The organism is Mesorhizobium sp. CC13 (assembly GCF_039907765.1).
Taxonomy (GTDB): Bacteria; Pseudomonadota; Alphaproteobacteria; order Rhizobiales; family Rhizobiaceae; genus Aminobacter.
In genome coordinates this window covers 41857-63753 of sequence record NZ_JARDJI010000017.1, presented here as the reverse complement: position 1 = coordinate 63753, position 21897 = coordinate 41857, and the positions used below count along the sequence as shown (strand labels likewise).

The 21897-nt window shown below is 66.4% G+C and carries 23 protein-coding genes; 8 read left to right on the top strand and 15 right to left on the bottom strand.

Going from position 1 to position 21897, the window contains the following annotated elements:
* Positions 1 to 69: 69 nt before the first annotated feature.
* The 5 genes from PV773_RS19710 to PV773_RS19690 form a co-directional block, all read right to left on the bottom strand.
* Positions 70 to 543, bottom strand: a complete 474-nt coding sequence (locus PV773_RS19710) for a molybdenum cofactor biosynthesis protein MoaE (protein WP_347967987.1) — start codon at positions 541 to 543, stop codon at positions 70 to 72.
* Positions 544 to 547: 4 nt separating this feature from the next.
* Positions 548 to 802 carry a molybdopterin converting factor subunit 1 gene (gene moaD / locus PV773_RS19705; protein WP_347967986.1) on the bottom strand — a complete coding sequence of 85 codons (255 nt, stop codon included), beginning with the start codon at positions 800 to 802 and terminating at the stop codon, positions 548 to 550.
* A gap of 4 nt (positions 803 to 806) precedes the next feature.
* Positions 807 to 1403, bottom strand: coding sequence for a CDP-diacylglycerol--glycerol-3-phosphate 3-phosphatidyltransferase (pgsA, locus tag PV773_RS19700; RefSeq protein ID WP_347967985.1), 597 nt, complete (start codon positions 1401 to 1403; stop codon positions 807 to 809).
* Positions 1404 to 1507: 104 nt separating this feature from the next.
* Positions 1508 to 3562: an excinuclease ABC subunit UvrC gene (uvrC, locus tag PV773_RS19695; RefSeq protein WP_347967984.1), complete on the bottom strand. Its 2055-nt coding sequence runs from the start codon at positions 3560 to 3562 to the stop codon at positions 1508 to 1510.
* On the bottom strand, positions 3559 to 4323 hold the full coding sequence (locus PV773_RS19690) for an SDR family oxidoreductase (protein WP_347967983.1): 765 nt from the start codon (positions 4321 to 4323) through the stop codon (positions 3559 to 3561). The genes uvrC and PV773_RS19690 overlap by 4 nt, the downstream gene beginning before the upstream one ends.
* Before the next feature lie 412 nt (positions 4324 to 4735).
* Here PV773_RS19690 and PV773_RS19685 point away from each other — a divergent pair, with 412 nt between their 5' ends.
* Entirely contained in the window at positions 4736 to 5395 is a 660-nt protein-coding gene (locus PV773_RS19685; RefSeq protein ID WP_347967982.1) for an outer membrane protein, read from the top strand.
* 92 nt (positions 5396 to 5487) lie between these two features.
* Here the strand turns inward: PV773_RS19685 and PV773_RS19680 are convergent, their stop codons facing one another.
* From PV773_RS19680 to PV773_RS19655, 6 genes are all read right to left on the bottom strand, one after another.
* Complete coding sequence (locus tag PV773_RS19680; protein ID WP_347967981.1) at positions 5488 to 6087, bottom strand: glutathione S-transferase family protein; 600 nt, start codon at positions 6085 to 6087, stop codon at positions 5488 to 5490.
* A gap of 71 nt (positions 6088 to 6158) precedes the next feature.
* Complete coding sequence (locus tag PV773_RS19675; RefSeq protein WP_347967980.1) at positions 6159 to 6875, bottom strand: ribonuclease; 717 nt, start codon at positions 6873 to 6875, stop codon at positions 6159 to 6161.
* 15 nt (positions 6876 to 6890) lie between these two features.
* The gene (locus tag PV773_RS19670) at positions 6891 to 7334 is read right to left on the bottom strand and encodes a hypothetical protein (protein WP_347967979.1); all 444 of its coding nucleotides are present in this window, start codon (positions 7332 to 7334) and stop codon (positions 6891 to 6893) included.
* 54 nt (positions 7335 to 7388) lie between these two features.
* Positions 7389 to 8249 carry a 23S rRNA (adenine(2030)-N(6))-methyltransferase RlmJ gene (locus tag PV773_RS19665; protein ID WP_347967978.1) on the bottom strand — a complete coding sequence of 287 codons (861 nt, stop codon included), beginning with the start codon at positions 8247 to 8249 and terminating at the stop codon, positions 7389 to 7391.
* On the bottom strand, positions 8246 to 8863 hold the full coding sequence (locus PV773_RS19660; RefSeq protein WP_347967977.1) for a hypothetical protein: 618 nt from the start codon (positions 8861 to 8863) through the stop codon (positions 8246 to 8248). The genes PV773_RS19665 and PV773_RS19660 overlap by 4 nt, the downstream gene beginning before the upstream one ends.
* 92 nt (positions 8864 to 8955) lie before the next feature.
* Positions 8956 to 9609 carry a TetR/AcrR family transcriptional regulator C-terminal domain-containing protein gene (locus PV773_RS19655; RefSeq protein WP_347967976.1) on the bottom strand — a complete coding sequence of 218 codons (654 nt, stop codon included), beginning with the start codon at positions 9607 to 9609 and terminating at the stop codon, positions 8956 to 8958.
* Between the two features lie 87 nt (positions 9610 to 9696).
* Between PV773_RS19655 and PV773_RS19650 the strand changes: the two genes are divergently transcribed.
* The gene (locus PV773_RS19650; RefSeq protein WP_347967975.1) at positions 9697 to 10188 is read left to right on the top strand and encodes a carboxymuconolactone decarboxylase family protein; all 492 of its coding nucleotides are present in this window, start codon (positions 9697 to 9699) and stop codon (positions 10186 to 10188) included.
* Positions 10189 to 10232: 44 nt separating this feature from the next.
* Here PV773_RS19650 and PV773_RS19645 read toward each other — a convergent pair whose 3' ends face one another.
* Positions 10233 to 10682, bottom strand: coding sequence for a DNA polymerase III subunit chi (locus PV773_RS19645; RefSeq protein ID WP_347967974.1), 450 nt, complete (start codon positions 10680 to 10682; stop codon positions 10233 to 10235).
* Positions 10683 to 10767: 85 nt separating this feature from the next.
* Positions 10768 to 12264 carry a leucyl aminopeptidase gene (locus tag PV773_RS19640; RefSeq protein WP_347967973.1) on the bottom strand — a complete coding sequence of 499 codons (1497 nt, stop codon included), beginning with the start codon at positions 12262 to 12264 and terminating at the stop codon, positions 10768 to 10770.
* A gap of 318 nt (positions 12265 to 12582) precedes the next feature.
* On the opposite strand from PV773_RS19640, the gene lptF reads away from it, so the two are divergent.
* The 6 genes from lptF (at position 12583) to rsmA (ending at position 20155) form a co-directional block, all read left to right on the top strand.
* Positions 12583 to 13773, top strand: a complete 1191-nt coding sequence (gene lptF / locus PV773_RS19635; RefSeq protein WP_347967972.1) for an LPS export ABC transporter permease LptF — start codon at positions 12583 to 12585, stop codon at positions 13771 to 13773.
* Positions 13770 to 14858, top strand: coding sequence for an LPS export ABC transporter permease LptG (gene lptG / locus PV773_RS19630; RefSeq protein ID WP_347967971.1), 1089 nt, complete (start codon positions 13770 to 13772; stop codon positions 14856 to 14858). The genes lptF and lptG overlap by 4 nt, the downstream gene beginning before the upstream one ends.
* Entirely contained in the window at positions 14859 to 17240 is a 2382-nt protein-coding gene (locus PV773_RS19625) for an LPS-assembly protein LptD (protein ID WP_347967970.1), read from the top strand.
* A 120-nt stretch (positions 17241 to 17360) separates the two neighbouring features.
* Complete coding sequence (locus PV773_RS19620) at positions 17361 to 18290, top strand: peptidylprolyl isomerase (protein ID WP_347967969.1); 930 nt, start codon at positions 17361 to 17363, stop codon at positions 18288 to 18290.
* 3 nt (positions 18291 to 18293) lie between these two features.
* A complete protein-coding gene (gene pdxA / locus PV773_RS19615) occupies positions 18294 to 19316 on the top strand; it encodes a 4-hydroxythreonine-4-phosphate dehydrogenase PdxA (RefSeq protein ID WP_347967968.1) in 1023 nt (340 codons plus the stop codon).
* Positions 19313 to 20155: a 16S rRNA (adenine(1518)-N(6)/adenine(1519)-N(6))-dimethyltransferase RsmA gene (rsmA, locus tag PV773_RS19610; protein WP_347967967.1), complete on the top strand. Its 843-nt coding sequence runs from the start codon at positions 19313 to 19315 to the stop codon at positions 20153 to 20155. The genes pdxA and rsmA overlap by 4 nt, the downstream gene beginning before the upstream one ends.
* Before the next feature lie 166 nt (positions 20156 to 20321).
* On the opposite strand, the gene gmk is transcribed toward rsmA, so the two are convergent.
* Positions 20322 to 20975 carry a guanylate kinase gene (gene gmk, locus PV773_RS19605; protein WP_347967966.1) on the bottom strand — a complete coding sequence of 218 codons (654 nt, stop codon included), beginning with the start codon at positions 20973 to 20975 and terminating at the stop codon, positions 20322 to 20324.
* A gap of 6 nt (positions 20976 to 20981) precedes the next feature.
* Positions 20982 to 21872 (bottom strand): YicC/YloC family endoribonuclease, encoded by an 891-nt coding sequence (locus PV773_RS19600; protein WP_347967965.1) that lies wholly within the window; start codon positions 21870 to 21872, stop codon positions 20982 to 20984.
* Positions 21873 to 21897: the final 25 nt, after the last annotated feature.

The window sequence follows — 21897 nt, the reverse complement described above, 5'->3', positions numbered from 1 at the left end:
GGCATCGGGATCCGGCAACCGAATGTGCAACGAATTACGGTCGTTCGATGACTTCGCTGACGTGACGATTCAAATTTTCGCCCAGCGGGCAGCGGCGGCGTCGTCGCTTTCCTTGGCGTCGACCCAGGCCCCTTCGCTTCCGTCTGCCCGATGCTCCTTCTTCCAGAAGGGTGCGCGCGACTTGAGGTAATCCATCAGGAAGCTCGCAGCCTCGAACGCGGCGTGCCGGTGCGCGGAAGCCGCAACCACCAGCACGATGTTCTGGCCCGGCGCGATGCGGCCAAAGCGATGGATGGCAGTGATGCCGGTGAGCGGCCAGCGTGCAAGCGCCTCGCCGGCGATGCGGCTGATCTCGGCCTCCGCCATGCCGGGATAATGCTCGAGTTCGAGGGCCGCCAGCGTGCCGGCCTCGTCGCGGCAAAGCCCGGTGAAAGTGACGACCGCGCCGACATCCGCCCTGCCACGCGTCAGCCGCGCGATCTCGGCGGCGACGTCGAAATCCGCCGCCTGGATGCGAACCACCGGCACGACCGCGGCGGTCACGGCCTCAGCCCCCCGTCATCGGCGGGAAGAGCGCGATCTCGCGCGCGCCGGCCACCGCCTCACGATGGTCGACATGCTCCTGGTTGATCGCCACGCGGATGACTTCCGGGTGCTGCAGCGCGCTTTCGAATTCTTCGCCGCGCGACTTGAGCCACAGCAAGAGGTCGGACACCGTCCTCACCTCGGCCGGCAGGTCGACGTCCTCCTCGGCCTTGCCGATCCGCTCGCGCACCCAGGCAAAATAGATGAGCTTGGTCATCGCCTCATTCGTCCATGATGTGCTTGAGGCCGGCGCGGAAGTAGTCGTAGCCGGTATACAGGGTGACGATGGCGGCGATCCACAGCAGCGTCAGGCCGACCTGGGTGGTGAGCGGGAAGATCTTGTCGCCGGCCGGACCGGCCAGCAGGAACGCGATCGCCACCATCTGGATGGCCGTCTTCCACTTCGCCAGTTGGGTCACCGGCACGCTGACCTTGAGCGCTGCGAGATATTCGCGCAGGCCCGAAACCAGAATCTCGCGGCAGAGGATGATGATCGCCGCCCACAGCGACCAGCCGGCGATGCCGCCGCGGTTGTCGGTGTCTGCGGCAAGCAGCAGCAGGCAGGTCGCCACCAGCAGCTTGTCGGCTATGGGGTCGAGCATCTTGCCGATATTCGAGGTCTGCTTCCAGGCGCGCGCCAGGTAGCCGTCGAGATAGTCGGTCACGCTGGCGGCGATGAAGATGCCCAGCGCGCTCCAGCGGGCGAAATCGCTCGACTGCAGGCGGCCCTCCAGGAAAAAGCAGAGCACCACCAGCGGCACGGCCACGATGCGCGCATAGGTAAGCATGTTGGGCAGGTTGAATGCGCGCTTGGCCATGGTTTCTCTTGTGCTCTTTCGTCTGCGTAGTGAAATCAGAAGGCTATGCCGGGGGTCAACTGGCTATAGATAGTCCAGCCCCGCATCGACGCCAATCGCGGCCATCAATTGTCGTGAAAATGGTTGTAAACAAGGCGTGCGATCGATTCCGAGATGCCCTCCACCGCCATCAGATCCTCGACTGCCGCGCGGCTCACCGCCTTGGCCGTTCCGAAGGCCAAGAGCAGTGCGCGCTTGCGCGCCGGCCCGATGCCGCCGATCTCGTCGAGCGGGTTCTTGACCATCTCCTTCTTGCGGCGGGCGCGGTGCGAACCGATGGCGAAGCGGTGCGCCTCGTCGCGCAGCCGCTGCACGAAATAGAGCACCGGGTCGCGGACCGGCAGCGAGAACGAATCCTTGCCCCTGGCGAAGAAACGCTCGCGACCGGCCTCGCGGTCCTGGCCCTTGGCGACGCCGATCGCCACGACCCGGTCCTCGACGCCGAGTTCGGCGAGCATCGCGCGCACCGCCGTCATCTGCCCCTGGCCGCCGTCGATCAGGATGACGTCGGGCCAGGCCGGGAACGCACCATTGGCCTCGAGACCGTCGTCGGTGTCCGCCGGCTCGTCGCCGTGCTCCTTCAGCAGGCGCGTGAAGCGCCGCTGCATCACCTCGCGCATCATGCCGAAGTCGTCGCCGGGGGTGATGTCGGTCGAGCGGATGTTGAACTTGCGGTACTGGTTCTTCACGAAGCCTTCCGGCCCCGCGACGATCATGGCGCCGACCGCGTTGGTACCCATGATGTGCGAGTTGTCGTAGACCTCGATGCGTGCGGGTGGCTTTTCGAGATCGAAGGTCCGGGCGAAGCCCTCGAGCAGGCGCGCCTGGGTCGAGGTCTCGGCGAGCCTGCGTCCGAGCGCCTCGCGGGCATTCTGCGCCGCCTGGTCGACGATATCCTTCTTCTCGCCCCGCTGCGGCACAGCGATCGCCACCTTGTGGCCGGCGCGGGTGGTGAGCGCTTCGGCCAGCAGTTCCTGCTCCTCGACCGTCTGGGAGAGCAGGATGGAGCGCGGCGACGGCTTGTCGTCATAGAACTGGGCCAGGAACGAGCCCAGCACCTCGGCGGCCTCGATGGCGGGATCCGCCTTGGGGAAATAGGCGCGGTTGCCCCAGTTCTGCCCGGTGCGGAAGAAGAATACCTGGATGCAGGTCTGGCCGCCTTCCTGGTGGATGGCGAAGACGTCCGCCTCGTCGACCGTCTGCGGATTGATGCCCTGGTGGCTCTGCACGTGCGACAGCGCCGCGAGGCGGTCGCGGTAGATGGCGGCGCGCTCGAAATCGAGGTCCTCGGCCGCCTGCTGCATCTGGGCGGAGATCTCGGTCTTCACCTTCTGGCTGCGGCCGGACAGGAAGTCCTTGGCCTCGCTGACCAGCTCGGCATAACCCTCCGGGGAGATCTCGCCGGTGCACGGGCCGGCGCAGCGCTTGATCTGGAACAACAGGCACGGCCGGGTGCGGTTGTCGAAGAAGCTGTCGGTGCAGCTGCGCAGCAGGAAGGCGCGCTGCAGCGAATTGATGGTCCGCCCCACCGCCTGCGCCGAGGCGAAGGGGCCGAAATAGTCGCCGCCCTTGCGCGAGCGCGCGCCGCGATGCTTGTAGATGCCCGGCGAGGCGTGGTCGCTGGTCAGCATGATGTAGGGGAACGATTTGTCGTCCCGCATCAGCACGTTGAAGCGCGGCCTCAGCCGCTTGATGAGGTTGGCCTCGAGCAGCAGCGCCTCGATCTCGGTGCGGGTGACGACGAATTCCATCGTCGCCGTCTCGCGCACCATCTTGCCGATGCGGTTGGTGTGGAACCGCCCCTGCGCATAGTTGGTGACGCGCTTCTTCAGGCTGCGCGCCTTGCCGACATAGAGCACGTCGCCGGCGGCGTTCATCATCCGGTAGACGCCCGGCGCATTGGGCAGGCGCTTCACCAGCGCCTGGATGACCTCCGCCCCGACGAGGCCGTCGGCGTCGCCGGCATGCACGGTCCAGTCGATTGCCGTGAACGGCAGGTCCGGCCCGGCCGGCTGGACTTCCTCCTCCACCGCCTCGTCGTCGTCGAGGTCGGGCAGGTCTTCGGCAGCCTTGCCACCCTTGCGGAGGCTCGCGCCGGTATCGGATTCGCGTGCACTCATTCGGGCATGCCTGTCACATCGGGTGTCTGCCAGGCAAGGTGCTGGCCGCCGTCGATAGCGATCATCTGGCCAGTCACCGACCGCGCCTCCCAGAGATAGCGGATCGTCGCGCCGAACTCGGCGAGCTCGGGTCCATGCTTCAGGATCAGCCCGTCGAGCTGGGCCGCGAAGGCGGCTTCGTCCTGGCGCGCGCTCGGCAGCGTCGGCCCGGGACCGATGGCGTTCACCCGGATGCGCGGCGCCAGCGCCTGCGCCATGGTCCGGGTCGCGGCCCACAGCGCCGCCTTCGACAGCGAGTAGGAGAAGAATTGCGGCGTCGGTTTCAGCACCCGCTGGTCGATGATGTTGACGATCAAGCCTTCCATGCCCGCAGGCAGCGCCGCGGCGAAATTCCTGGCCAGCAGCGCCGGGGCCTTCACGTGCAGGGCAAAATGCCTGTCCCAGGCCTCCCAATCGAAATCGGTGACCGAATCGTTGTCGAAGGTGGACGCGCTGTTGACGAGCAATGAAATCGGCCCCAGCGCGGCTTCGGCCGCAGCGATCAGCCGGTCGACGGCGGCCATGTCGGTGAGCTCTGCCTGGACGACGGCGGCCTGCCCGCCACGCGCCTTGATGGTGGCCGCCAGCCGTTCAGCTTCCTCGTATGAGCGGTTGCAGTGGATGACGACGCCGAAGCCGTGCGCGGCAAGGTCTTCGGTCACGGCGCGTCCAATGCGCTTGGCCCCACCCGTCACCAGCACGTTGCCAACTTTCTTCGCCATCAATCGACCTCTCGAGCATTCCTCGGCCAGTGCAAGCCACCGCGCCACGCCGGTAACCTAGGTAAAAAGCCGTTCAATGATGGGGCAACAATGCGGCAAAGTCGCTTCCCACCACCGCACGGCCGGGTCGGCGAGCTGTGACTGCCAACGAGATATAGAACGCTCGACCCGTTGCACCAAGCGGGCTGAAGCCAAAGGCCGCCAAGGCTACTGACAAGTGTTGTTGCATTCCAGCAACGTCAAGCTTCAGCCTCATTTGCGCCCCCCAATCACCTCACTTCAGGTTCGGTTCAGCCGCATTTCGGCACGACATTCGGAACCGTCCGGCGCCCACGCCGTTTCTCCCCCCGGACGGGTCTAGGGCGCCAATTTGAAAGAAAGCCAGTGTTTCGTTGGCTTAAGGAGTAAAACAATGACTGCCATTCTCAAGCACGGTCGCCCGCTTGCCGCGGCGTTCGGCCTGGTCGCCCTGGCGGCAATGCCCGCCTTCGCCGCCGACGTCGTCATGCAGGAGCCGCCGGCACCCTCCGTTCCGATGGAAGTGCCCCCGGTCGCCAGCTGGGGCGGGCCCTACGCCGGTGTGTTCCTCGGCTACGGCTTCAGCGGTGAGTCCGATGTCGGCGGCACCAACGTCGACACCGACGGCTTCCTCGGCGGCGCCTTCGTCGGCTACAACTACGAGATGAACAACTTCGTGATCGGTGCCGAAGGCGACATCGGCTACAGCGGCGTGGAAGGCGACAACGCCGACATCAACGTCAAGTCGGGCTTCGAAGGCTCGCTGCGCGCCCGCCTCGGTTATGCCGTTTCGCCGGACATCCTGCTCTACGGTACCGCCGGCGGCGCCGGCAAGCGCATCGAGGTCAGCAACGCCGTAGGCGAAGACACGAACACCGCGCTTGGCTGGACGGCCGGCGTCGGCACCGACGTCAAGCTGACGGAATCGGTCTTCGGCCGCGTCGAGTATCGCTACACCGACTTCGGCAGCGACGACTACAATCTCGGTGGCACCACGACCGAAGTGTCGAGCAAGGATCACCGCATCCAGTTCGGCGTCGGTATGAAGTTCTGATCGCAAGATCGGCAACAACGAAGAAGCCGGGCCTCGCGCCCGGCTTTTTTGTTGGCCGCGTCGTCTGCAAGCCGCTCGCCGGCCGCGCCGGCTCAGCCTTGCGGGATGACCGCCTTGAGTTCGGGGAACTTCTCGTCGAAGCGCGCCGCCCAGCGGGTCAGCCTGGACCGCCCCTTCTCCCACTTGCCGGCAAATCTGAGCTGCATGTAGCCAATGGCGGCGCGCAGCGCGATCTGCCCCACGGTGATGGATTTCGGCAGCTTCGGCGGATTGGCGTTGAGCAGGTCGAGCGCGCGGGTGACCTTGGCCCACTGCTTGTCGATCCACGGCTGGTGGACGATGTCCTCGGGCCGGGACCGGCGCTCGTAGACGATCGCCAGCAGGCAATCGCAAATGCCGTCGGCCATGGCCTCGAGCCGTTCCGCCTCGAGCCGCTTTGCGGCATTGCGCGGGAACAGCTTCTGGCCGGACAGCCGGTTCAGATACTGCGTGATCACCCGGCTGTCATAGATGCCGTCGCCCTCGTCGGTGATCCAGACCGGGATCTTGCCGAGCGGGTTGGCGTCGGTGAGCATGGCCGGCTGCGGGCCGGTCTCGACGGTGACCGCCTCGACGGCGATGCCGGCATGGGCGGCCGCCATACGGACCTTGGCGCTGTAGGGCGAGGCGGAAGAATAGAACAGTTTCGGCATGATAGGGTCCCCTTTTGGCGGTGGACCTTATGCAGCAACCGTGCCGCGGGCAACGCGGGTCGCGCGGAAATTCAACCGCCGCGCACCGGCGGCATCACCACCCTGTCGCGGCTGCAGGCGCTGCGCTCCAGCTCCGGGCAGGCGCGGAAGCCGAGGTCCTTGTCCATGCAGATGCGCACCTCGCGCAGGAAGCGCCGGTCGCAGGTCACGGCCACGCCGTCCGCCGCCATCCCGGGATTGGAATGCAGGAAGGCACGTTCGGCCTCTCCCGGCCCGAGCGCTCGGTAAGCCTCCAGCCGCTTGAAGTCGGCCGGGATCGCCACCTTTTCGCGTGCCGCCCGCAGCACCTCGAAATAGTCGTCCTGGGCGAGCCCGGTGCATGATCCGTGCTTGCGCCACTGATGGCGGATGAGCCCGGCGGAAGGCATCAGGTCGAGGAGCGAGCGGGCCCTGTCAGTGGCGACGTCGGCCTCGCGCGTCCGGCAGAATTCTGGATAGCCGCGCTCGAACTGGGGCCACAGGCCGTGGACGACGAAGGCATAGGGCCGGCCCGACCGGCACTGCTGGCCGTCAGCCTCGCCGCCCTCCGCCTCGCAATAGCTCGGCGACCAGGACAGCGCGAGCACGTAAAAGTCGAAGCCCTCGCCGCGCGGCACCGCCGCGGGCGCTTTCGCGGCCGCCTGCGGTGCGGCATCGGCCGATTGCTGCTCTGATGGCGCACAGGCGCCCAGCGCAAAAAGGCCCGCGACCGAAAGCGCGGAGACCCGGCCGCGCAATGCAAGCCTCATCGGGATCGCCAAGCCTCAGCGCAGGACGCGGCAGCGGCCGTTGTAGACGTACCAGCGGTCGAAGCCCGCGACACAGAATTCGACATTGTCGCCGATCGAGGCGAAGCCCATGCCTTCCTCGATCAGGTACCAGATGTCGCGGGAGCCGCCGTCCGACAGCGCCACCGTCGCCCCGCAATAGCGGCGGGCGATCGGGTGGTCCTCGTCGGCCGCCAGATAGCGATGCTCGTGGACGCGCTGGAAGTCGGTGATGGCCACGTCCGGCAGGTTCGGCACATGCCGCACCTGGTAGCTGAAGCGCTCGGTGATGCGGTTGAGGACCGAGGCGTTGCCGCAGATGCCCGGATCGCCATAGTCCGCGCCGACGGCGAGGTCGGCGGCGCTGGCGGCGCCCGTACCGAGCAGAGCTGCTCCGGCACCGAGGGTTACGGCAAGGATGGTGCTGGCGACGCGACTCATGGCTTCCCTCTCCAAGACTGCTGCCAGGCAGTTTGCGGCGTCGCCGTGTTCCGGTCAAGCAGCCGGCGCTTCGCCGGCCAGCCACTCGGCCGACCAGCGGGCCGTTCCGTCCTGGACGAGGATCTTGCCGAGCACCGGCATAAGTACGCGCAGCTCGGCCTCCAGCGCGTAGGGCGGATTGACCACCACCATGCCGGTACCGTCGAACCTCGGCTCCGGCGACGGTGGGCGGATCTCGAAGGCGATGTCCAGGATCTTGGCGATGCCCGCGTCGGCGAGTGCGGCGCGGAAAGCCGCCACCGCCTTGCGGTCCTTGATCGGATACCAGAGCGCGAACATGCCGCCCGGCCAGCGCCGATGCGCGCGCTTGAGACCGTCGGCCAGTCGGGCGAATTCGCCCTCCTTCTCGAAAGGCGGGTCGACCAGCACCAGGCCGCGCTTTTCCTTCGGCGGCAGGTGCGCGCCCAGCGCCAGCCAGCCGTCGAGCTCTGTCACCCGCGTCTGGAAATCACCGTCGAACAGCGCCGCGAGCGTCCTTGCGTCGGCAGGATGCAGCTCGATCGCCGAAAGCCGGTCCTGCTTGCGCAGCAGGTGGCGGACGATCAGCGGCGAGCCGGGATATCGTTCGATGCCGCCATCGGGGTTCGATGCACGCACGGCGTCCAGATAGGGCGCGAGCAGGTTTTCCACATCGGCAGGCAGCCTCGCCTCGACGAGCCGGCCGATGCCGTCGTGCCACTCGCCCGTCTTCTGCGCCTCTTCCGAACCGAGGTCGTAAAGCCCGATGCCGGCATGGGTGTCGATGACGCGAAAGGCCTTGTCCTTGCGCTTGAGATATTCGACGAGCCGCGCCAGCACCGCGTGCTTGACCACGTCGGCGAAGTTCCCGGCATGATAGGCGTGGCGGTAGTTCATGTCTTGTCCGTCCCCCTGCCCCAGCGCGGCGCCGGCGGCTGCGAGTTCGGGTTCTGCGGCCGATCGCGGCCGCGCCGCAGCGACAGCACCAGGCCGACGAAACCTACCGCCATCAGCGAGAAGCCGACCGGCTGCGCACGCCCGTCGGCCTCGATGCCGCCGGCCCGCAGGATCAGGTCGACGCTCTTGATCTGGACGTTCTCGGCATCGCCCTGGCCGACGACGAAGCGATAGGTGCCCGCCTGTACGTCGCGGATGAGGCCGGCATCGTCGCGGAAGATCGGGTCGGGCAGTTGCGGGCTGCGTTCGCGCGGCGTGGAGTCGTAAAAATTGAGCGCCTGCGCCAGAACCGTCACGCCGCGCGTCGAGGCGGTGATGGTCAGCACCGCCCGGGCCGGCGTGACGATCGGCGGCGCCAGCGTCGTCAGGTCGACCAGCACGCGCACCGGGGCATCGGTGCTCGCCAGCGCCACCTCGATCAAGCGGAACGTCCCTCCCCGGTCGTAGGCGCGGAAGGTGCCGATCTCGCGGCCGGAAAAATTGGTGGCTGCCCAGGGGTAGACGATGCCGAGGCCGGCGCCCGCGAGCAGGACGAGAAGGAACAGGAACCGCATGGTTTGAATCTCTGGTGCCGGCCGCCCTGACGGCCGGCGGAATGGTAGGCTTGCCCCCTACTAAGCCCTTTGCCGTTCGGCGGAAAGTGCCGTCATGCCTTCGCCGGCAGGTCGCGTTCCATCGCATCGAGCAGCATGTCGAGGCCCATGTCGAAGGTCTTGTCGAATTCGCTCTCGGCGAAATACCGCCCCGCCGCGGCGACGTTGGGATAGTCCTGCCGCAGACGTTCGTCGTCCACGGTGGTCACCGCCGACGGGCCCTTGGCATAGCCGGCGCTCTCGTCGAGGATCGCCCCCATCAGATAGTAGCCGGCGGCACGGAACAGGCGTGCCCCGCGCTCCTGCCCGAAGCCACCGCCCCCGAACACGGCGAGCACCCCGTCGAGCCATCCGAGGCATCCTGGCGAATTCATGCGATAGGTCACGAGGAACGGAGCGAAGGCGGGATGGGCCCGGGCCGCCGCGCGAAAATCGCCCATCACCATCCGCACCCGCTGCCGCCACGGCAGGTCGGCCGGCGGGATCTCCAGGTCGCAGACCAGCCGCTCGACCAGCGCCTCGAACAGGTGCGCCTGGGAAGGGTAGTGATGGTAGATGCTCATCGCCTCGCAGTTGAGCGCCTGCGCCAGCTTGCGCATGGAAAAGCCCGCGAGCCCCTCCCGCTCGATGACCTCGAACGCCGCGGCTTCGATGAGATCGCGCGACAGCCTTCCGCGGGCTCGCCTTTTGTTGATCGACGTCTCCATGGCCCTGCTCTTGACAACTTACAGTGTAAGGTTCATCAATACGCATACCTTACACCGTAAGGCAACAATGTTCCAGAGGAGGAAGTCATGTTCGCATACCATGCACCCGCCTTCGCCTCGTTCCGCCGCACGATGACGGTCCTGGCCGGCGCCGCGGCCTGCTCGGCCACCCTTGCATTGACGCCCATGCCGGCCCACGCCGACGACTACGACGCCGCGATCCAGGACATCCAGAAGACCATGGGCGGCGTGCCGAGCTTCATCAGGCAGTTCCCCAAGGCCGGCTTGCCGGGGGCATGGTCGGAACTCAAGAGCATCGAGTTCAGCGACAAGACCGCCCTGCCGCCGAAGACCAAGGCCCTGATCTCGCTGGCGGTGGCCGCGCAGATCCCCTGCAGCTATTGCATCTGGGCCGACACGCAGAGCGCCAGGCAGGCCGGCGCCACCGACGAGGAAATCCAGGAGGCGGTGGCCTTGGCTGCGCTCACGCGCCACTGGAGCACGGTCCTCAACGGCATGCAGGTCGACTTCGAGACATTCAAGAAGGAAGTCGGCGGCGAGATGAGCGCCGCGAAATAGGTGTTCCTTACGGTGCGGCGCTGCAAGGTCAGCCGCCGCGCCGTTCAGGCCTTGCGCTCCCAGCGCCGGTCGGGCGTCTGCTGCCAGTAGGTCACGGTGTGCCCTCCTGCCTTCATCGCCTTCCAGTGCTCGCGCGCCGCCTCTAGCTGCATCGCGTCATGGCCGTCGAACAGGAAGACCGCGCGCTGGTAGGGGCCGATGTCCGGCGGCGAGGCGCCATCCACCAGGAAGCGGATTTCCGCGGCATTGGGATTTTCCCCGCCAACGGTAAGCACGATCGGCTGCTCGGCGGGCCAGGGCTCCCGGTCGCTCCCATGGGCCAGGAACGAATCGTCGCGGAAGGTCCAGAGATGGGCGTCGAGCGCGTCGCGCCGCTCCTCGCTCCCGGCCTGCACCACGGCCTTCCAGCCGCGCCGGAGGCTGCGCTCGAGAAGCCCCGGCAGGGCGTCCTCGAGCGTCGACTCCGTCAGGTGGTAGAAAAGGACTTCGGCCATTGCTCAGTTCGCGCCACCCTAGGGCTTCGAGATATTCGGCCCAGCGCGCCACATGACGTGGCCGCTGGGGCGGATTTGTTCAGCCTTACGCCTCGTAGTGGTCGCGCACCAGCCTGTCGAGCAGCCGCACGCCGAAGCCGGAGCCCCAGGACTGGTTGATCTCGTTGGTCGGCGATCCCATCGCCGTGCCGGCGATGTCGAGATGCGCCCAGGGCGTCTCCTTGACGAAGCGCTGCAGGAACTGCGCGGCTGTGATCGACCCGCCGTAGCGGCCGCCGATGTTCTTCATGTCGGCGTTCTTGGAATCGATCAGCTTGTCGTAGTCGGGGCTCAGCGGCATGCGCCACAGCTTCTCCTGGGTCGCCGTCCCCGATGCGGTCAGGTGGCCGGCGAGTTCGTCGTTGTTGGAGAAGAGCCCGGCATGATGCTGGCCCAGCGCCACCATGATTGCACCCGTCAGCGTCGCCAGGTTGACCATGAACTTCGGCTCGAAGCGCTGGTTGCAGTACCAGAGCGCGTCGGCAAGCACGAGCCGGCCCTCGGCGTCGGTGTTGAGCACCTCGATCGTCTGGCCCGACATGGACGTGACGATGTCGCCCGGCCGCTGCGCGTTGCCGTCGACCATGTTCTCGACCAGGCCTATGATGCCGACGGCGTTGACCTTGGCCTTGCGCGCGGCCAGCGCGTGCACCAGGCCGGTGACGGCGGCGGCGCCGCCCATGTCGCCCTTCATGTCCTCCATGCCGGCCGCCGGCTTGATCGACACGCCGCCCGAATCGAAGACGACGCCCTTGCCGACGAAGGCGACGGGCTTGTCTTTGGCCTTGCCGCCGTTCCACTGCATGATCGCCATGCGCGGCGGGCGCACCGATCCCTGGGCGACGCCCAGAAGCGCGCCCATGCCGAGCTTCCTCATCTCCTTCTCGGTCAGGATCTCGACCTTGACCCCGAGCTTTTCGAGTTCCTTGGCCTGCGCGGCGAACTCAACCGGTCCCAGGATATTTGCCGGTTCGTTGACCAGGTCGCGCGCCAGCAGCACGCCGCCGACCACGGCCTCGGCATCCGCGAACGCCTTCTTGGCGGCAGCAGTGTCGGCGCAATGGATGGTGATCTTGGCCGGCTTGCGGTCGTCGGCCTTGCCGTTGCTGTTGTCCTTCCTGGTCTTGTATTTGTCGAAGGCGTAGCTGCGGAGCAGGATGCCTGCCGCGATGCGGGCGGCAGCCGCGCCGTCTGCCGCGATACCGGCTATGTCCAGGACGACGGCGACCTCGACCGACTTGCGCAGGTGCGCCGCAATCGTACCGCCGAGCTTGAGCCAGGCATATTCGTCGAGCGACGCAACCTTGCCGACTCCGATCGCGACGAGCCTGTCGGCCGCGGTTCCCTCGGGCGCCAGCACTTCAACCGAGCTGCCGAACTTGCCCGAGAAGTCGGCCACCGGGAAGGCAAGATCGAGCTTGCCTGCCGGATCGCACGCCCGCGCCGAATCGCTCAGCCCTCCGTCCTCGGCGGAGAACACGAACACACTCCCCTTCTTGGGCGTTCCCGGCTTGGCGAAGCTGATCGACGGCTTGGAAGTCATGATGTCCTGCTTGTTGTTACCCATTTCCGCTGGTGCGCGACATTTCGTCGTTTTGGCCGGTTTGGCAAGCCTGACCTCGGCGAAGTCGGTTATGGTCGCCGACGCAATGTCGTCGGAAACCTTGTGTTAACCACCTCCATTGGGCCTTTCTTAGCCATTGCTGCCGACACTCGGGCGGCAGGGGCGACGGTTTCGGACTTTGGCAGCCACGGAAGGGGCCAGTTGTGCCGGCCTCACTTGGACTATACCCTACCAACTCGCAGGCCATGCAGCCCCCGGCCAGCCTGCTGCATCGGAAACACGGAATCCTGATCATCGATGAAGGTTGTTGAACGCTACATCCTGCGGCGCGCGTTCGCGGTCTTCATCGCGGCGCTGACGTGGACGCTGGCGATCGTCTGGACGACCCAGGTGCTGGGGCGAATCGACCTCGTCACCGACAGCGGCCAGTCGGCGATGACCTTCTTCGAGGTCGCGGCGCTCATCCTGCCGACCGTCATCCCGATCGTCGTGCCCTTTGCCCTGGTGATCGCGGTGGCGCAGACGCTCAGCACCATGAACGGCGATTCCGAGCTCGTGGTGATCAATGCGGCAGGCGCCTCGCGGCTGACCGTCATCAGGCCGATCCTCATCCTTGCGGCATTCGCCTGCGTGTTCTCTTTCGTCGTCGACAATGTCGCCGACCCGTTGGCACGGCAGCGCAACCGCGAACTCATCGCCACCTCGCGCGCCGATCTGCTTTCGCTGATCATCCAGGAAGGCACGTTCCGCAAGGTCGACAACGGCCTCTTCGTCCAGGTCGGCAAGCGCCTGCCCAACGGCGGCCTCGGCGGCATCTTCGTCGCGGATTCGCGCGAGAAGAATGTCGACCTCGTCTACTACGCCAAGGACGGTTCGTTCATCGAACGCGACGGCAAGCAGATGCTGGTCATGAACGACGGCGTGATCCACCGCAAGGCACCGGGCGGCGAGGTTTCGGTGATCAGCTTCGATTCCTACGCCTTCGACCTCAGCGAATTCACGGCCGCCGCCAACGAAGTGGTGATGCGGCCGAAGGACCGGTCGACCTCATATCTTCTCAACCCGCCGGCCAACGACAAGTTCTTCCAGCGCGAACCGCTGCAGTTCAAGGCCGAGCTGGACCGCCGCTTCACCGAATGGCTCTACCCGATGGCCTTCGCGCTGATCGCGCTCGCGGTCGCGGGCGACGCCCGCTCGCACCGCGAAGCCCGGATCCATCCGCTGGTCACCACCGTCACGATCGCGCTGTTCTTTCGCTGGCTCGGCTTCTTCGCCGACAGCAAGGCCGAGTCGATCCGCTGGCTGAGCTATTTCGTCTACGGCATTCCGCTTGCAGCCGCCGCCATCTCCATCTGGTTCATCCGCCGCAATCGCCCCATGGAATTGCCGGTTGCAGCCGCCGACTGGCTTGCCTCCGTCATGGGCCGGATCGGCGACCGGCTGACGGCGCTGCGCTACGGCACCGCTCCCAAGCAGGGAGCGGCATGATGGGATGGACGCTCGGACGCTATTTCTTCTTCCGCTATGCCGCGATCACGACGTGGTTCTTTGTCGGCATATTCGCGCTGATCTTCATCATCGACGTCACCGAGTTCTCCAGCAACATCGGCGGGCTGCCCGGCTACTCCTTCGGTCTGGCGCTGACGGTCTCGGCGCTCCGAGTGCCGATGATCATGCAGCAGACGGTGCCCTTCGTCGGCCTGTTCGGCGCGATGGCCACGCTGGTGTCGCTCAACCGCCGCTACGAACTGGTGGTGGCGCGCGCCGCCGGCATCTCGGCCTGGCAGTTCCTGCTGCCGTTCTGCATCGGCGCCCTCATCTTCGGTGCCATCACCGTCGGCGTCCTCAATCCGCTGGCCGCGCATGGCTTCTCGCGCGCCGAGGCGCTCGAATCGCAGCTGCGTTCGCGCCAGTCGAATTCGGTCTCGGCCTTCTCCGCGCCATGGCTGCGCCAGAAGGTCGGCAAGACCGACGTCATCATCGGCGCCCGCGCCGTGCTCAATCAGGGCCTGCAGCTTTCCGACGCCGTGTTCTTCATCTTCGACGCCGACGGCAACATGATCGAGCGCAAGGACGCCGAGACCGCCTATCTGCGCGACGGCTACTGGGAGCTTGTCGGTGTACGCAGCATGCGCGGTGCCGAGAACTTCACCTCGCAGGCGACCGACAGGGTCCGGACCAACCTGAAGCCGGAATTCGTCCAGGAAAGGCTGGCGCGGCCCGAGACGATCCCGTTCTTCGAGTTGCCGGCGAAGATCGACGTGGCGCGCTCCTTCGGCTTGCGGGCCAACGCATTCGCCATGCAGTTCCACTCGCTGGTGGCGCTGCCCTTCCTCTTGGTCGCAATGACGCTCATCGCTGCAACAGTGTCGATGAGATTTGCGAGGATGGGACAGTCGGCCACGATGATTCTGGGTGGCGTAGTCGCCGGCTTTCTGCTTTATGTCGTTTCGGTTCTGGTCAAAGCATTTGGCAATGCGGGATTCGTGCCGACTTACATTGCGGCGTGGTTTCCGGTTGTCGTAGCAATGTTTTTCGGGGTGACTTTCCTGCTTAACAAGGAGGATGGTTAGTTGAGGGGCGCATTGGCCAGCCGCAGGACGGCCCATAGGGCACGTTTGTTCGGCGCGACTGCGCTCGCTTGCCTGTTTGCAAGCGCGCTTCCCGCCACTCCTGTCTTCGCTCAGACTGTCGCCGACCTCGCGCCCGACGTGCCCGAGGGCTCGAAGATGCTGCTCGAGGCGGACACGCTCGTCTACGACAACGACGCCCAGACCGTCACTGCGGTCGGCGGCGTGCAGATCGACTATGCCGGCAACCGTCTCGTCGCCCAGCGCGTGACCTACAACCGCAAGACGTCGCGGCTGATCGCCAGCGGCAATGTGCAGATCGTCAATTCCGACGGCACCAAGATTTTCTCGCAGGAAATCGACGTCACCGACGACTTTGCCGACGGTTTCGTCAATTCGCTGCGGCTGGAGACCGTCGACAAGACCTATTTCGCCGCCGAGAGCGCCAAGCGCGAAGACGGCTACCTCACCACGTTCAGCAACGGCGTCTATACCGCCTGCGAACCCTGCGAGGCAAAGCCCGACAAGGCCCCGATCTGGCGCATCAAGGCGCAGAAGATCATCTGGAACGGCCAGAAGAAGACGGTGCGCTTCGAGAACTCCAATTTCGAGTTCTTCGGCTTCCCCATCGCCTTCCTGCCGGCCTTCGAAATCGCCGACCCCACGGTCAAGCGCAAGAGCGGCTTCCTCATCCCGAGCATCAGCTACAAGAGCGAACTCGGCGTCAGCCTGTCGGTCCCCTATTATTTCGCGCTGTCCCCGACTTACGATCTGACCGTGACCGGAACCGGCTACACCAGGCAGGGCTTCCTAGGCGAGGCCGAGTGGCGCCAGCGCTTCAACAACGGCCAATACAGCCTGAAGATCGCCGGCATCAGCCAGATGAACCCGGACAAGTTCGACGCCAACACGGTGGATTCGGGCCCGGCGGGCGACGAGAACAAGCTGCGCGGCATGGTCGGATCCAAGGGTCGCTTCGACCTCAACCCGCGTTGGACGTTCGGCTGGGACGTCATGGTCCAGTCCGACAAGAATTTCTCGCGCACCTATAAAATCGACGGCTTCTCGGACAGCACGCAGCGCTCGGAAGTCTACCTGACCGGCCTCAACGACCGGAATTACTTCGACCTGCGCGCCATGCGCTTCCAGGTACAGGAAGACGCGCTCGATTCGGATCCGGGTGCACGCGCCGACAAGCAGCCCTGGGTGCTGCCGTCGCTCGACTATGCCTATATCCCGGACATGCCGCTGGCCGGCGGCGAATTGTCGATCGACGTCAACGCACGTGTCATCCAGCGTTCGGACCTCGACTGGGTGCCCAGCGCTCCGGCCGTCCGCGGCATAGAGGGGACGTCGGCGCGCCTCAGCGGCGAAGTCGAATGGAAGCGCACCATCGTCACCGACGGCGGCCTGCTGGTCACGCCGCTGCTCGCCTTCCGCGCGGACGGCAGCTACCTCGACGCCTCCAATGCCTCGGTTGCCGCCATCAACACCATGGCAGGCGATCCCGACATCAATGTCGCGGCCGACGTGCAATCGTCGCTCTTCCGCTACATGGCGACACTCGGCCTCGAGTTGCGCTGGCCGGTGCTGTTCTCGTCCACCAGCGCGACGCATGTGCTTGAGCCGATGGCGCAGGTCTTCGCCCGCCCGAGCGAATCCGACATCAACGGGCTCGGCATCCCCAACGAGGATGCCCAGAGCTTCGTTTTCGACGCCGCCACGCTGTTCGAGCGCGACAAGTTCTCCGGCTACGACCGCATCGAAGGCGGAACGCGCGCCAACGTCGGCTTCCGCTACTCGGGCAGCTACGCCAATGGCTGGACGACCAACGCCCTGTTCGGCCAGTCCTACCAGCTCGCCGGCGACAACTCGTTCGCCTCGCCCGACCTCGTCAATGCCGGCGCCTATTCCGGGCTCGAGACCGAGACGTCGGACTATGTCGCGCTCGCCGGCATCGCCAGCCCGAACGGCTTCGCGGCGTCCGTCAGCGGCCGCTTCGACGAGCAGACGCTCGAAGTGCGTCGCGCCGAGGTCAAGGCCGGGCTCGACATCGACAGGTTCGCGGTTTCGGCGAAATACGCCTTCATCGACGAGCAGCCGCTCTACGGCTTTACCCAGGAACGGCACGAGGTGACGCTCGCCGCCACCGCCCGCATCAACGAGGAATGGCGGGTGTTCGGCTCCGGCACCTACGACCTCAAGTCCGATGTGCTGGTCAAGAATGGCTTCGGCTTCGCCTATGACGACGAATGCTTCAGCTACATGATGACTTATGCCGAGAGCCGCGAGCTGACCAAGCCCGATGACGTCAAGCGCACCGTCGGCTTCAACATTTCGTTCCGCACGCTGGGCGACTTCGGGTCGAAATCGAGCTCCTTCTGACGTACGTCTCAGGGTTGTAGGGGCAACGTGACATCGTTTTGCCGCATAACGCGGCCATGGACGGGGCAATACGCATCCGGGCGAAGCCCGGATTCTGGGGTTTGAACGGGACTTTTTTCGATGCGGAAGTACCTCTTTTCGGCAGGCATCGCGCTGCTCGTGGCGGCGACGTCGCTATCGGTTGCCACCTATGCGCAGCCGGCGCAGGCAAGCGAGATCAAGTACATCGTCAACGATGTGCCGATCACCAGCTACGACATCCAGCGCCGCGCCGCCTTCCTCAAGCTGCAGAAGCGCAAGGGCGACGCCGGCCAGGAAATGGTCGAGCAGACGCTGCGGCAGGTGGAGATGAAGCGGCTCGGCATCCGCATCTCCGACAAGCAGGTCGACGACGCCTATGCCCGCTTCGCCGGCTCCAACAAGCTCAAGCCCGAGCAGATGAACCAGATCCTGGCTCAGGCGGGCGTGACGGCGGGCCACTTCAAGGAATACATCCGCACCCAGATGGGCTGGAACCAGGCGCTCGGCGCCCGCTTCCGCTCCGAACAGGGCGGCGGCGGAACCAGCGAGCAGGACGCCGTGCGGCGCATGCTGCAGCAGGGCGGCGCCAAGCCGTCTGCCACCGAGTACATGCTGCAGCAGGTCATCTTCGTCGTGCCCGCCTCCGAGCGCGGCTCGATCGGCAAGCGCAAGCGCGAGGCCGATGCGATGCGCGGCCGTTTCAACGGCTGCGAGCAGACGCGCGAATTCGCCAAGGGCCTGCTCGACGTGACGGTGCGCGATCTCGGTCGCGTGCTCGCGCCGCAGCTCCCGCCGGAATGGGCCGACCAGATCAAGAAGCTCAAGGCCGGCGGCGCCACCCCGGTGCGCGAGACCGACCGCGGCGTCGAGTTCATCGGCGTCTGCAGCGCCCGTGAAGTGTCCGACGACAAGGTCGCCCAGATGGTCTTCCAGGCCGAGGGCGCCGGCGCCGGCAACGAAAAGGCCGACGAACTCAGCAAGAAGTATCTCGACGAGCTGCGGGCCAAGGCCCGCATCGTCACCCGCTAGCCCGTGGGTGCCGCTGGCGCCCCACTGGCGCTGACCGTTGGCGATCCCTCGGGCATCGGCCCCGAAATCGCAGTCGCCGCATGGCGGCTGCGCAACGACGCCGATGTTCCCGCCTTCTACCTGCTTGCCGATCCGGCACTTGTGGCCGCGCGCGCGGCCAGGCTCGGCCTGACGCTGAAGATCGCCGAAACCGATCCCGCAGGTGCTCCCAGCCACTTCGCCTCGGCCCTTCCGGTCGTGCCGCTGGCCGCAAAGCTCGTCGATGCCCCCGGCCAGCCGGACAGCCGCAACGCCACAGGCATCGTCGAGGCCATCGATCGCGCCGTTGCCGACATGTTCGAAGGCCGCGCCGCCGCCGTCGTCACTTGCCCGATCGCCAAGAAGCCGCTCTACGACGCCGGTTTCCGCTTTCCCGGCCACACCGAGTACCTCGCCCATCTCGCCGCACAGAAGCTTGGCCGCGACGTCACGCCGGTGATGATGCTGGCCGGTCCCGAGCTGCGCGCGGTGCCCGTCACCATCCACATCGCACTGTCCGAGGTGCCGAAGGCGCTGAATCGCGATGCGATCGTCGAGACGGCCCGCATCACCGCCGCCGACCTCAGGCAGCGTTTCGGCATCGCCGACCCCCGCATCGCCGTCTCGGGCCTCAACCCGCATGCCGGCGAAGGCGGCGCCATGGGACGCGAGGACGAGGATGTCATCCGGCCGGCCATCGAGGCGCTGAAGGCCGAGGGCATCGACGCGTTCGGCCCCCTGCCCGCCGACACCATGTTCCATACCCGCGCCCGCGCCGGCTACGATGCGGCGATCTGCATGTATCACGACCAGGCGCTGATCCCGGCCAAGGCGCTCGCCTTCGACGAGACGGTCAACGTCACGCTCGGCCTGCCCTTCATCCGCACCTCGCCCGACCACGGCACGGCATTCGACATCGCCGGCAAGGGCGTCGCCCGCCCCGACAGCCTGATCGCCGCGCTGAAGCTCGCCCGCCAATTGGCCGACGTCGAGGCCCGGGCATCGTGAGCGCGGTCACCAGCATCGACGGCCTGCCGCCGCTGCGCGACGTCATCGAGCGGCACGGGCTCCAGGCCAAGAAGGCGCTCGGCCAGAATTTCCTGCTCGACCTCAACCTGACCGGCAAGGTTGCCCGGGCTGCCGGCGATCTCAGCGGCGTGACGGTCGTCGAGGTCGGCCCCGGACCGGGCGGCCTGACGCGGGCGCTGCTCATGCATGGCGCGAGGCGCGTCGTCGCCATCGAGCGCGACGAGCGCTGCCTCGCCGCCCTTGCGGACGTGGCCGCCCACTATCCCGGCCGGCTGGACGTGGTGTCGGGCGACGCGCTGAAGACCGATTTCGCCGCCCTCGCCGAGGGCCCGGTGAAGATCGTCGCCAACCTGCCCTACAACATCGGTACCGAGCTTCTGGTCCGCTGGCTCACGGTCCCGGCCTGGCCGCCCTTCTACCAGTCGCTGACGCTGATGTTCCAGCGCGAGGTTGCCGAGCGCATCGTCGCCAGGCCGGCAAGCTCGGCCTATGGCCGCCTCGGCGTGCTGGCCGGCTGGCGCACCGAGGCGCGCATCGCCTTCGACGTGCCGCCGCAGGCGTTCACGCCGCCGCCCAAGGTCACGTCCTCGGTCGTGCATCTGGTTCCCCGCGCCGAGCCGCTGCCGGCGGACGTGACCGTGCTCGGCCGCGTCACCGAGGCCGCCTTCGGCCAGCGCCGCAAGATGCTGCGCCAGAGCCTGAAGGGCCTGGGCGGCGAAAAGCTCCTGGAAACCGTAGGCATCGATCCGACGCGCCGGGCCGAAACGCTCGGTGTCGAGGAATTCGTGGCTCTGGCGGGAGCTCTTCCTGTCCGTTGAACGGAGAGAACGATTTCACCGCCATTGCAGCCAAAATCGTCGAATGTTCGTGCGGGGTAACCCTGCCGCCGGGTCGCCCTCCCCCTTGTGGGGAGGGGTCAAGGTTGGGGGTAAAAAGGCTGGCTCAGAATGAAATCAACTCAACCCGACGCCGCCAGCCGCCGGCTCAGACCTTCTCGTCGAGCAGCTTCGACACGAAATCGAACAGGCCCGGCCGGCGGTCGCGGCGCAGGCGCTCGGCAGTGACGATCGCCTTGACCGAGGCAAAAGCCTTGTCGAGATCGTCGTTGACGACGACGTAGTCGTAGTCGCGCCAGTGCTCCAGTTCGACCCGGGCGTTGTGCAGCCTAGTCTCGATCACCGAATCCTGGTCCTCGGCGCGGCGGCGCAGGCGCGCCTTTAGCTCGATCATCGATGGCGGCAGGATGAAGATCGAGACGATGTCGGCGCGCATCTTCTCCTTGAGCTGCTCGGCGCCCTGCCAGTCGATGTCGAACAGCATGTCGCGACCCTGCGCCATGGCCAGTTCAGCCGGCTCGCGCGGGGTGGCGTAATAGTTGCCGTGCACCTCGGCCCATTCGAGCAGCGCATCCGAATCGCGCAGCCGCTCGAAGTCGCGCATCGAACGGAAATGATAGTGGATGCCGTCGATCTCGCTGCCGCGGCGGGCGCGTGTCGTCACGCTGACCGACAGTTCGAGACCGGGATCGCTCTCGAGCAGGTTGCGCGCGATCGTCGACTTGCCCGCTCCCGAAGGCGAGGACAGGACGAGCATCAGGCCGCGCCGCCTGATGGCGTTCGAGGGGCTTTCTGCGCTCATGCGCGACTACTCCAGATTCTGAACCTGCTCGCGAAACTGGTCGACCACGGCCTTCAGTTCCAGCCCGATGGCGGTCACCGAGGCAGCATTCGCCTTCGAACATAGAGTATTCGATTCGCGATTGAATTCCTGCGCCAGAAAATCGAGCTTGCGCCCGATTGCGCCGCCCCCGGCGAGCAGGCCGCGCGCCGAGGCGACATGCGTCTTCAGCCGGTCGATCTCCTCGCGGATGTCGGCCTTGGTCGCAAGAAACGCCGCCTCCATGTTCAGCCGCCCCTCGTCGAGCGCCGACGAGGCGTCGAGCAGCAGCCGCACCTGGTCGGCGAGACGCTGGCGGATCGCCGCGGGCTCGCGCGACGGATCCGCCTCGGCCCTGAGCGTGAGCGTCTCGATGGCGGCGACATGTCCTGACAGCAAGGCCCGCAAGGCTTCGCCCTCGGCGCAACGCGCCTGTTCGAGCCCCGCCAGGGACGCATCGAGACAGGCAAGGATCGCCGCGTCGATCGCCGCGCGCTCTTCCTCGGTTTCGACCGCTTCCGGCACGTCGAAGACGCCGCGCAGCGCAAGCAGGCCGTCGGCGCTGGCGGGTGCCGCGCCGAACTGCTCGACCAGGCGATTGGCGAGTTCGGCGACGTCGCGCAGGAACGCCTCGTTGACGACCGGCTGGACCATGGCGCCGCCGGTCCGGCCAACGGTCAGCGTGGCCTGGAAATTGCCGCGCGAGAACCGCTTCTGGACCGCCTGACGCGCCGCCGCCTCGAGCCGTTCGTAGCCTGGCGGCAGGCGCAGGCGAACCTCGGCGCTCTTGCCGTTGACCGACTTCACCTCCCAGGCGATGGCCGTGCCATCATTCTCCGCCGCGGCGCGCGCGAAGCCGGTCATGCTCTGCAGGATCATGTCGACAGCCCGCCCACGGCCTGAG

Bases quoted from the DNA above. Each gene is read 5' to 3' on its own strand.
- moaD (WP_347967986.1), bottom strand. From the start codon at position 802: ATGACCAAGCTCATCTATTTTGCCTGGGTGCGCGAGCGGATCGGCAAG.
- pgsA (WP_347967985.1), bottom strand. From the start codon at position 1,403: ATGGCCAAGCGCGCATTCAACCTGCCCAACATGCTTACCTATGCGCGC.
- uvrC (WP_347967984.1), bottom strand. From the start codon at position 3,562: ATGAGTGCACGCGAATCCGATACCGGCGCGAGCCTCCGCAAGGGTGGC.
- PV773_RS19690 (WP_347967983.1), bottom strand. From the start codon at position 4,323: ATGGCGAAGAAAGTTGGCAACGTGCTGGTGACGGGTGGGGCCAAGCGC.
- PV773_RS19685 (WP_347967982.1), top strand. From the start codon at position 4,736: ATGACTGCCATTCTCAAGCACGGTCGCCCGCTTGCCGCGGCGTTCGGC.
- PV773_RS19680 (WP_347967981.1), bottom strand. From the start codon at position 6,087: ATGCCGAAACTGTTCTATTCTTCCGCCTCGCCCTACAGCGCCAAGGTC.
- PV773_RS19675 (WP_347967980.1), bottom strand. From the start codon at position 6,875: ATGAGGCTTGCATTGCGCGGCCGGGTCTCCGCGCTTTCGGTCGCGGGC.
- PV773_RS19670 (WP_347967979.1), bottom strand. From the start codon at position 7,334: ATGAGTCGCGTCGCCAGCACCATCCTTGCCGTAACCCTCGGTGCCGGA.
- PV773_RS19665 (WP_347967978.1), bottom strand. From the start codon at position 8,249: ATGAACTACCGCCACGCCTATCATGCCGGGAACTTCGCCGACGTGGTC.
- PV773_RS19660 (WP_347967977.1), bottom strand. From the start codon at position 8,863: ATGCGGTTCCTGTTCCTTCTCGTCCTGCTCGCGGGCGCCGGCCTCGGC.
- PV773_RS19655 (WP_347967976.1), bottom strand. From the start codon at position 9,609: ATGGAGACGTCGATCAACAAAAGGCGAGCCCGCGGAAGGCTGTCGCGC.
- PV773_RS19650 (WP_347967975.1), top strand. From the start codon at position 9,697: ATGTTCGCATACCATGCACCCGCCTTCGCCTCGTTCCGCCGCACGATG.
- PV773_RS19645 (WP_347967974.1), bottom strand. From the start codon at position 10,682: ATGGCCGAAGTCCTTTTCTACCACCTGACGGAGTCGACGCTCGAGGAC.
- PV773_RS19640 (WP_347967973.1), bottom strand. From the start codon at position 12,264: ATGACTTCCAAGCCGTCGATCAGCTTCGCCAAGCCGGGAACGCCCAAG.
- lptF (WP_347967972.1), top strand. From the start codon at position 12,583: ATGAAGGTTGTTGAACGCTACATCCTGCGGCGCGCGTTCGCGGTCTTC.
- lptG (WP_347967971.1), top strand. From the start codon at position 13,770: ATGATGGGATGGACGCTCGGACGCTATTTCTTCTTCCGCTATGCCGCG.
- PV773_RS19620 (WP_347967969.1), top strand. From the start codon at position 17,361: ATGCGGAAGTACCTCTTTTCGGCAGGCATCGCGCTGCTCGTGGCGGCG.
- gmk (WP_347967966.1), bottom strand. From the start codon at position 20,975: ATGAGCGCAGAAAGCCCCTCGAACGCCATCAGGCGGCGCGGCCTGATG.
- PV773_RS19600 (WP_347967965.1), bottom strand. From the start codon at position 21,872: ATGATCCTGCAGAGCATGACCGGCTTCGCGCGCGCCGCGGCGGAGAAT.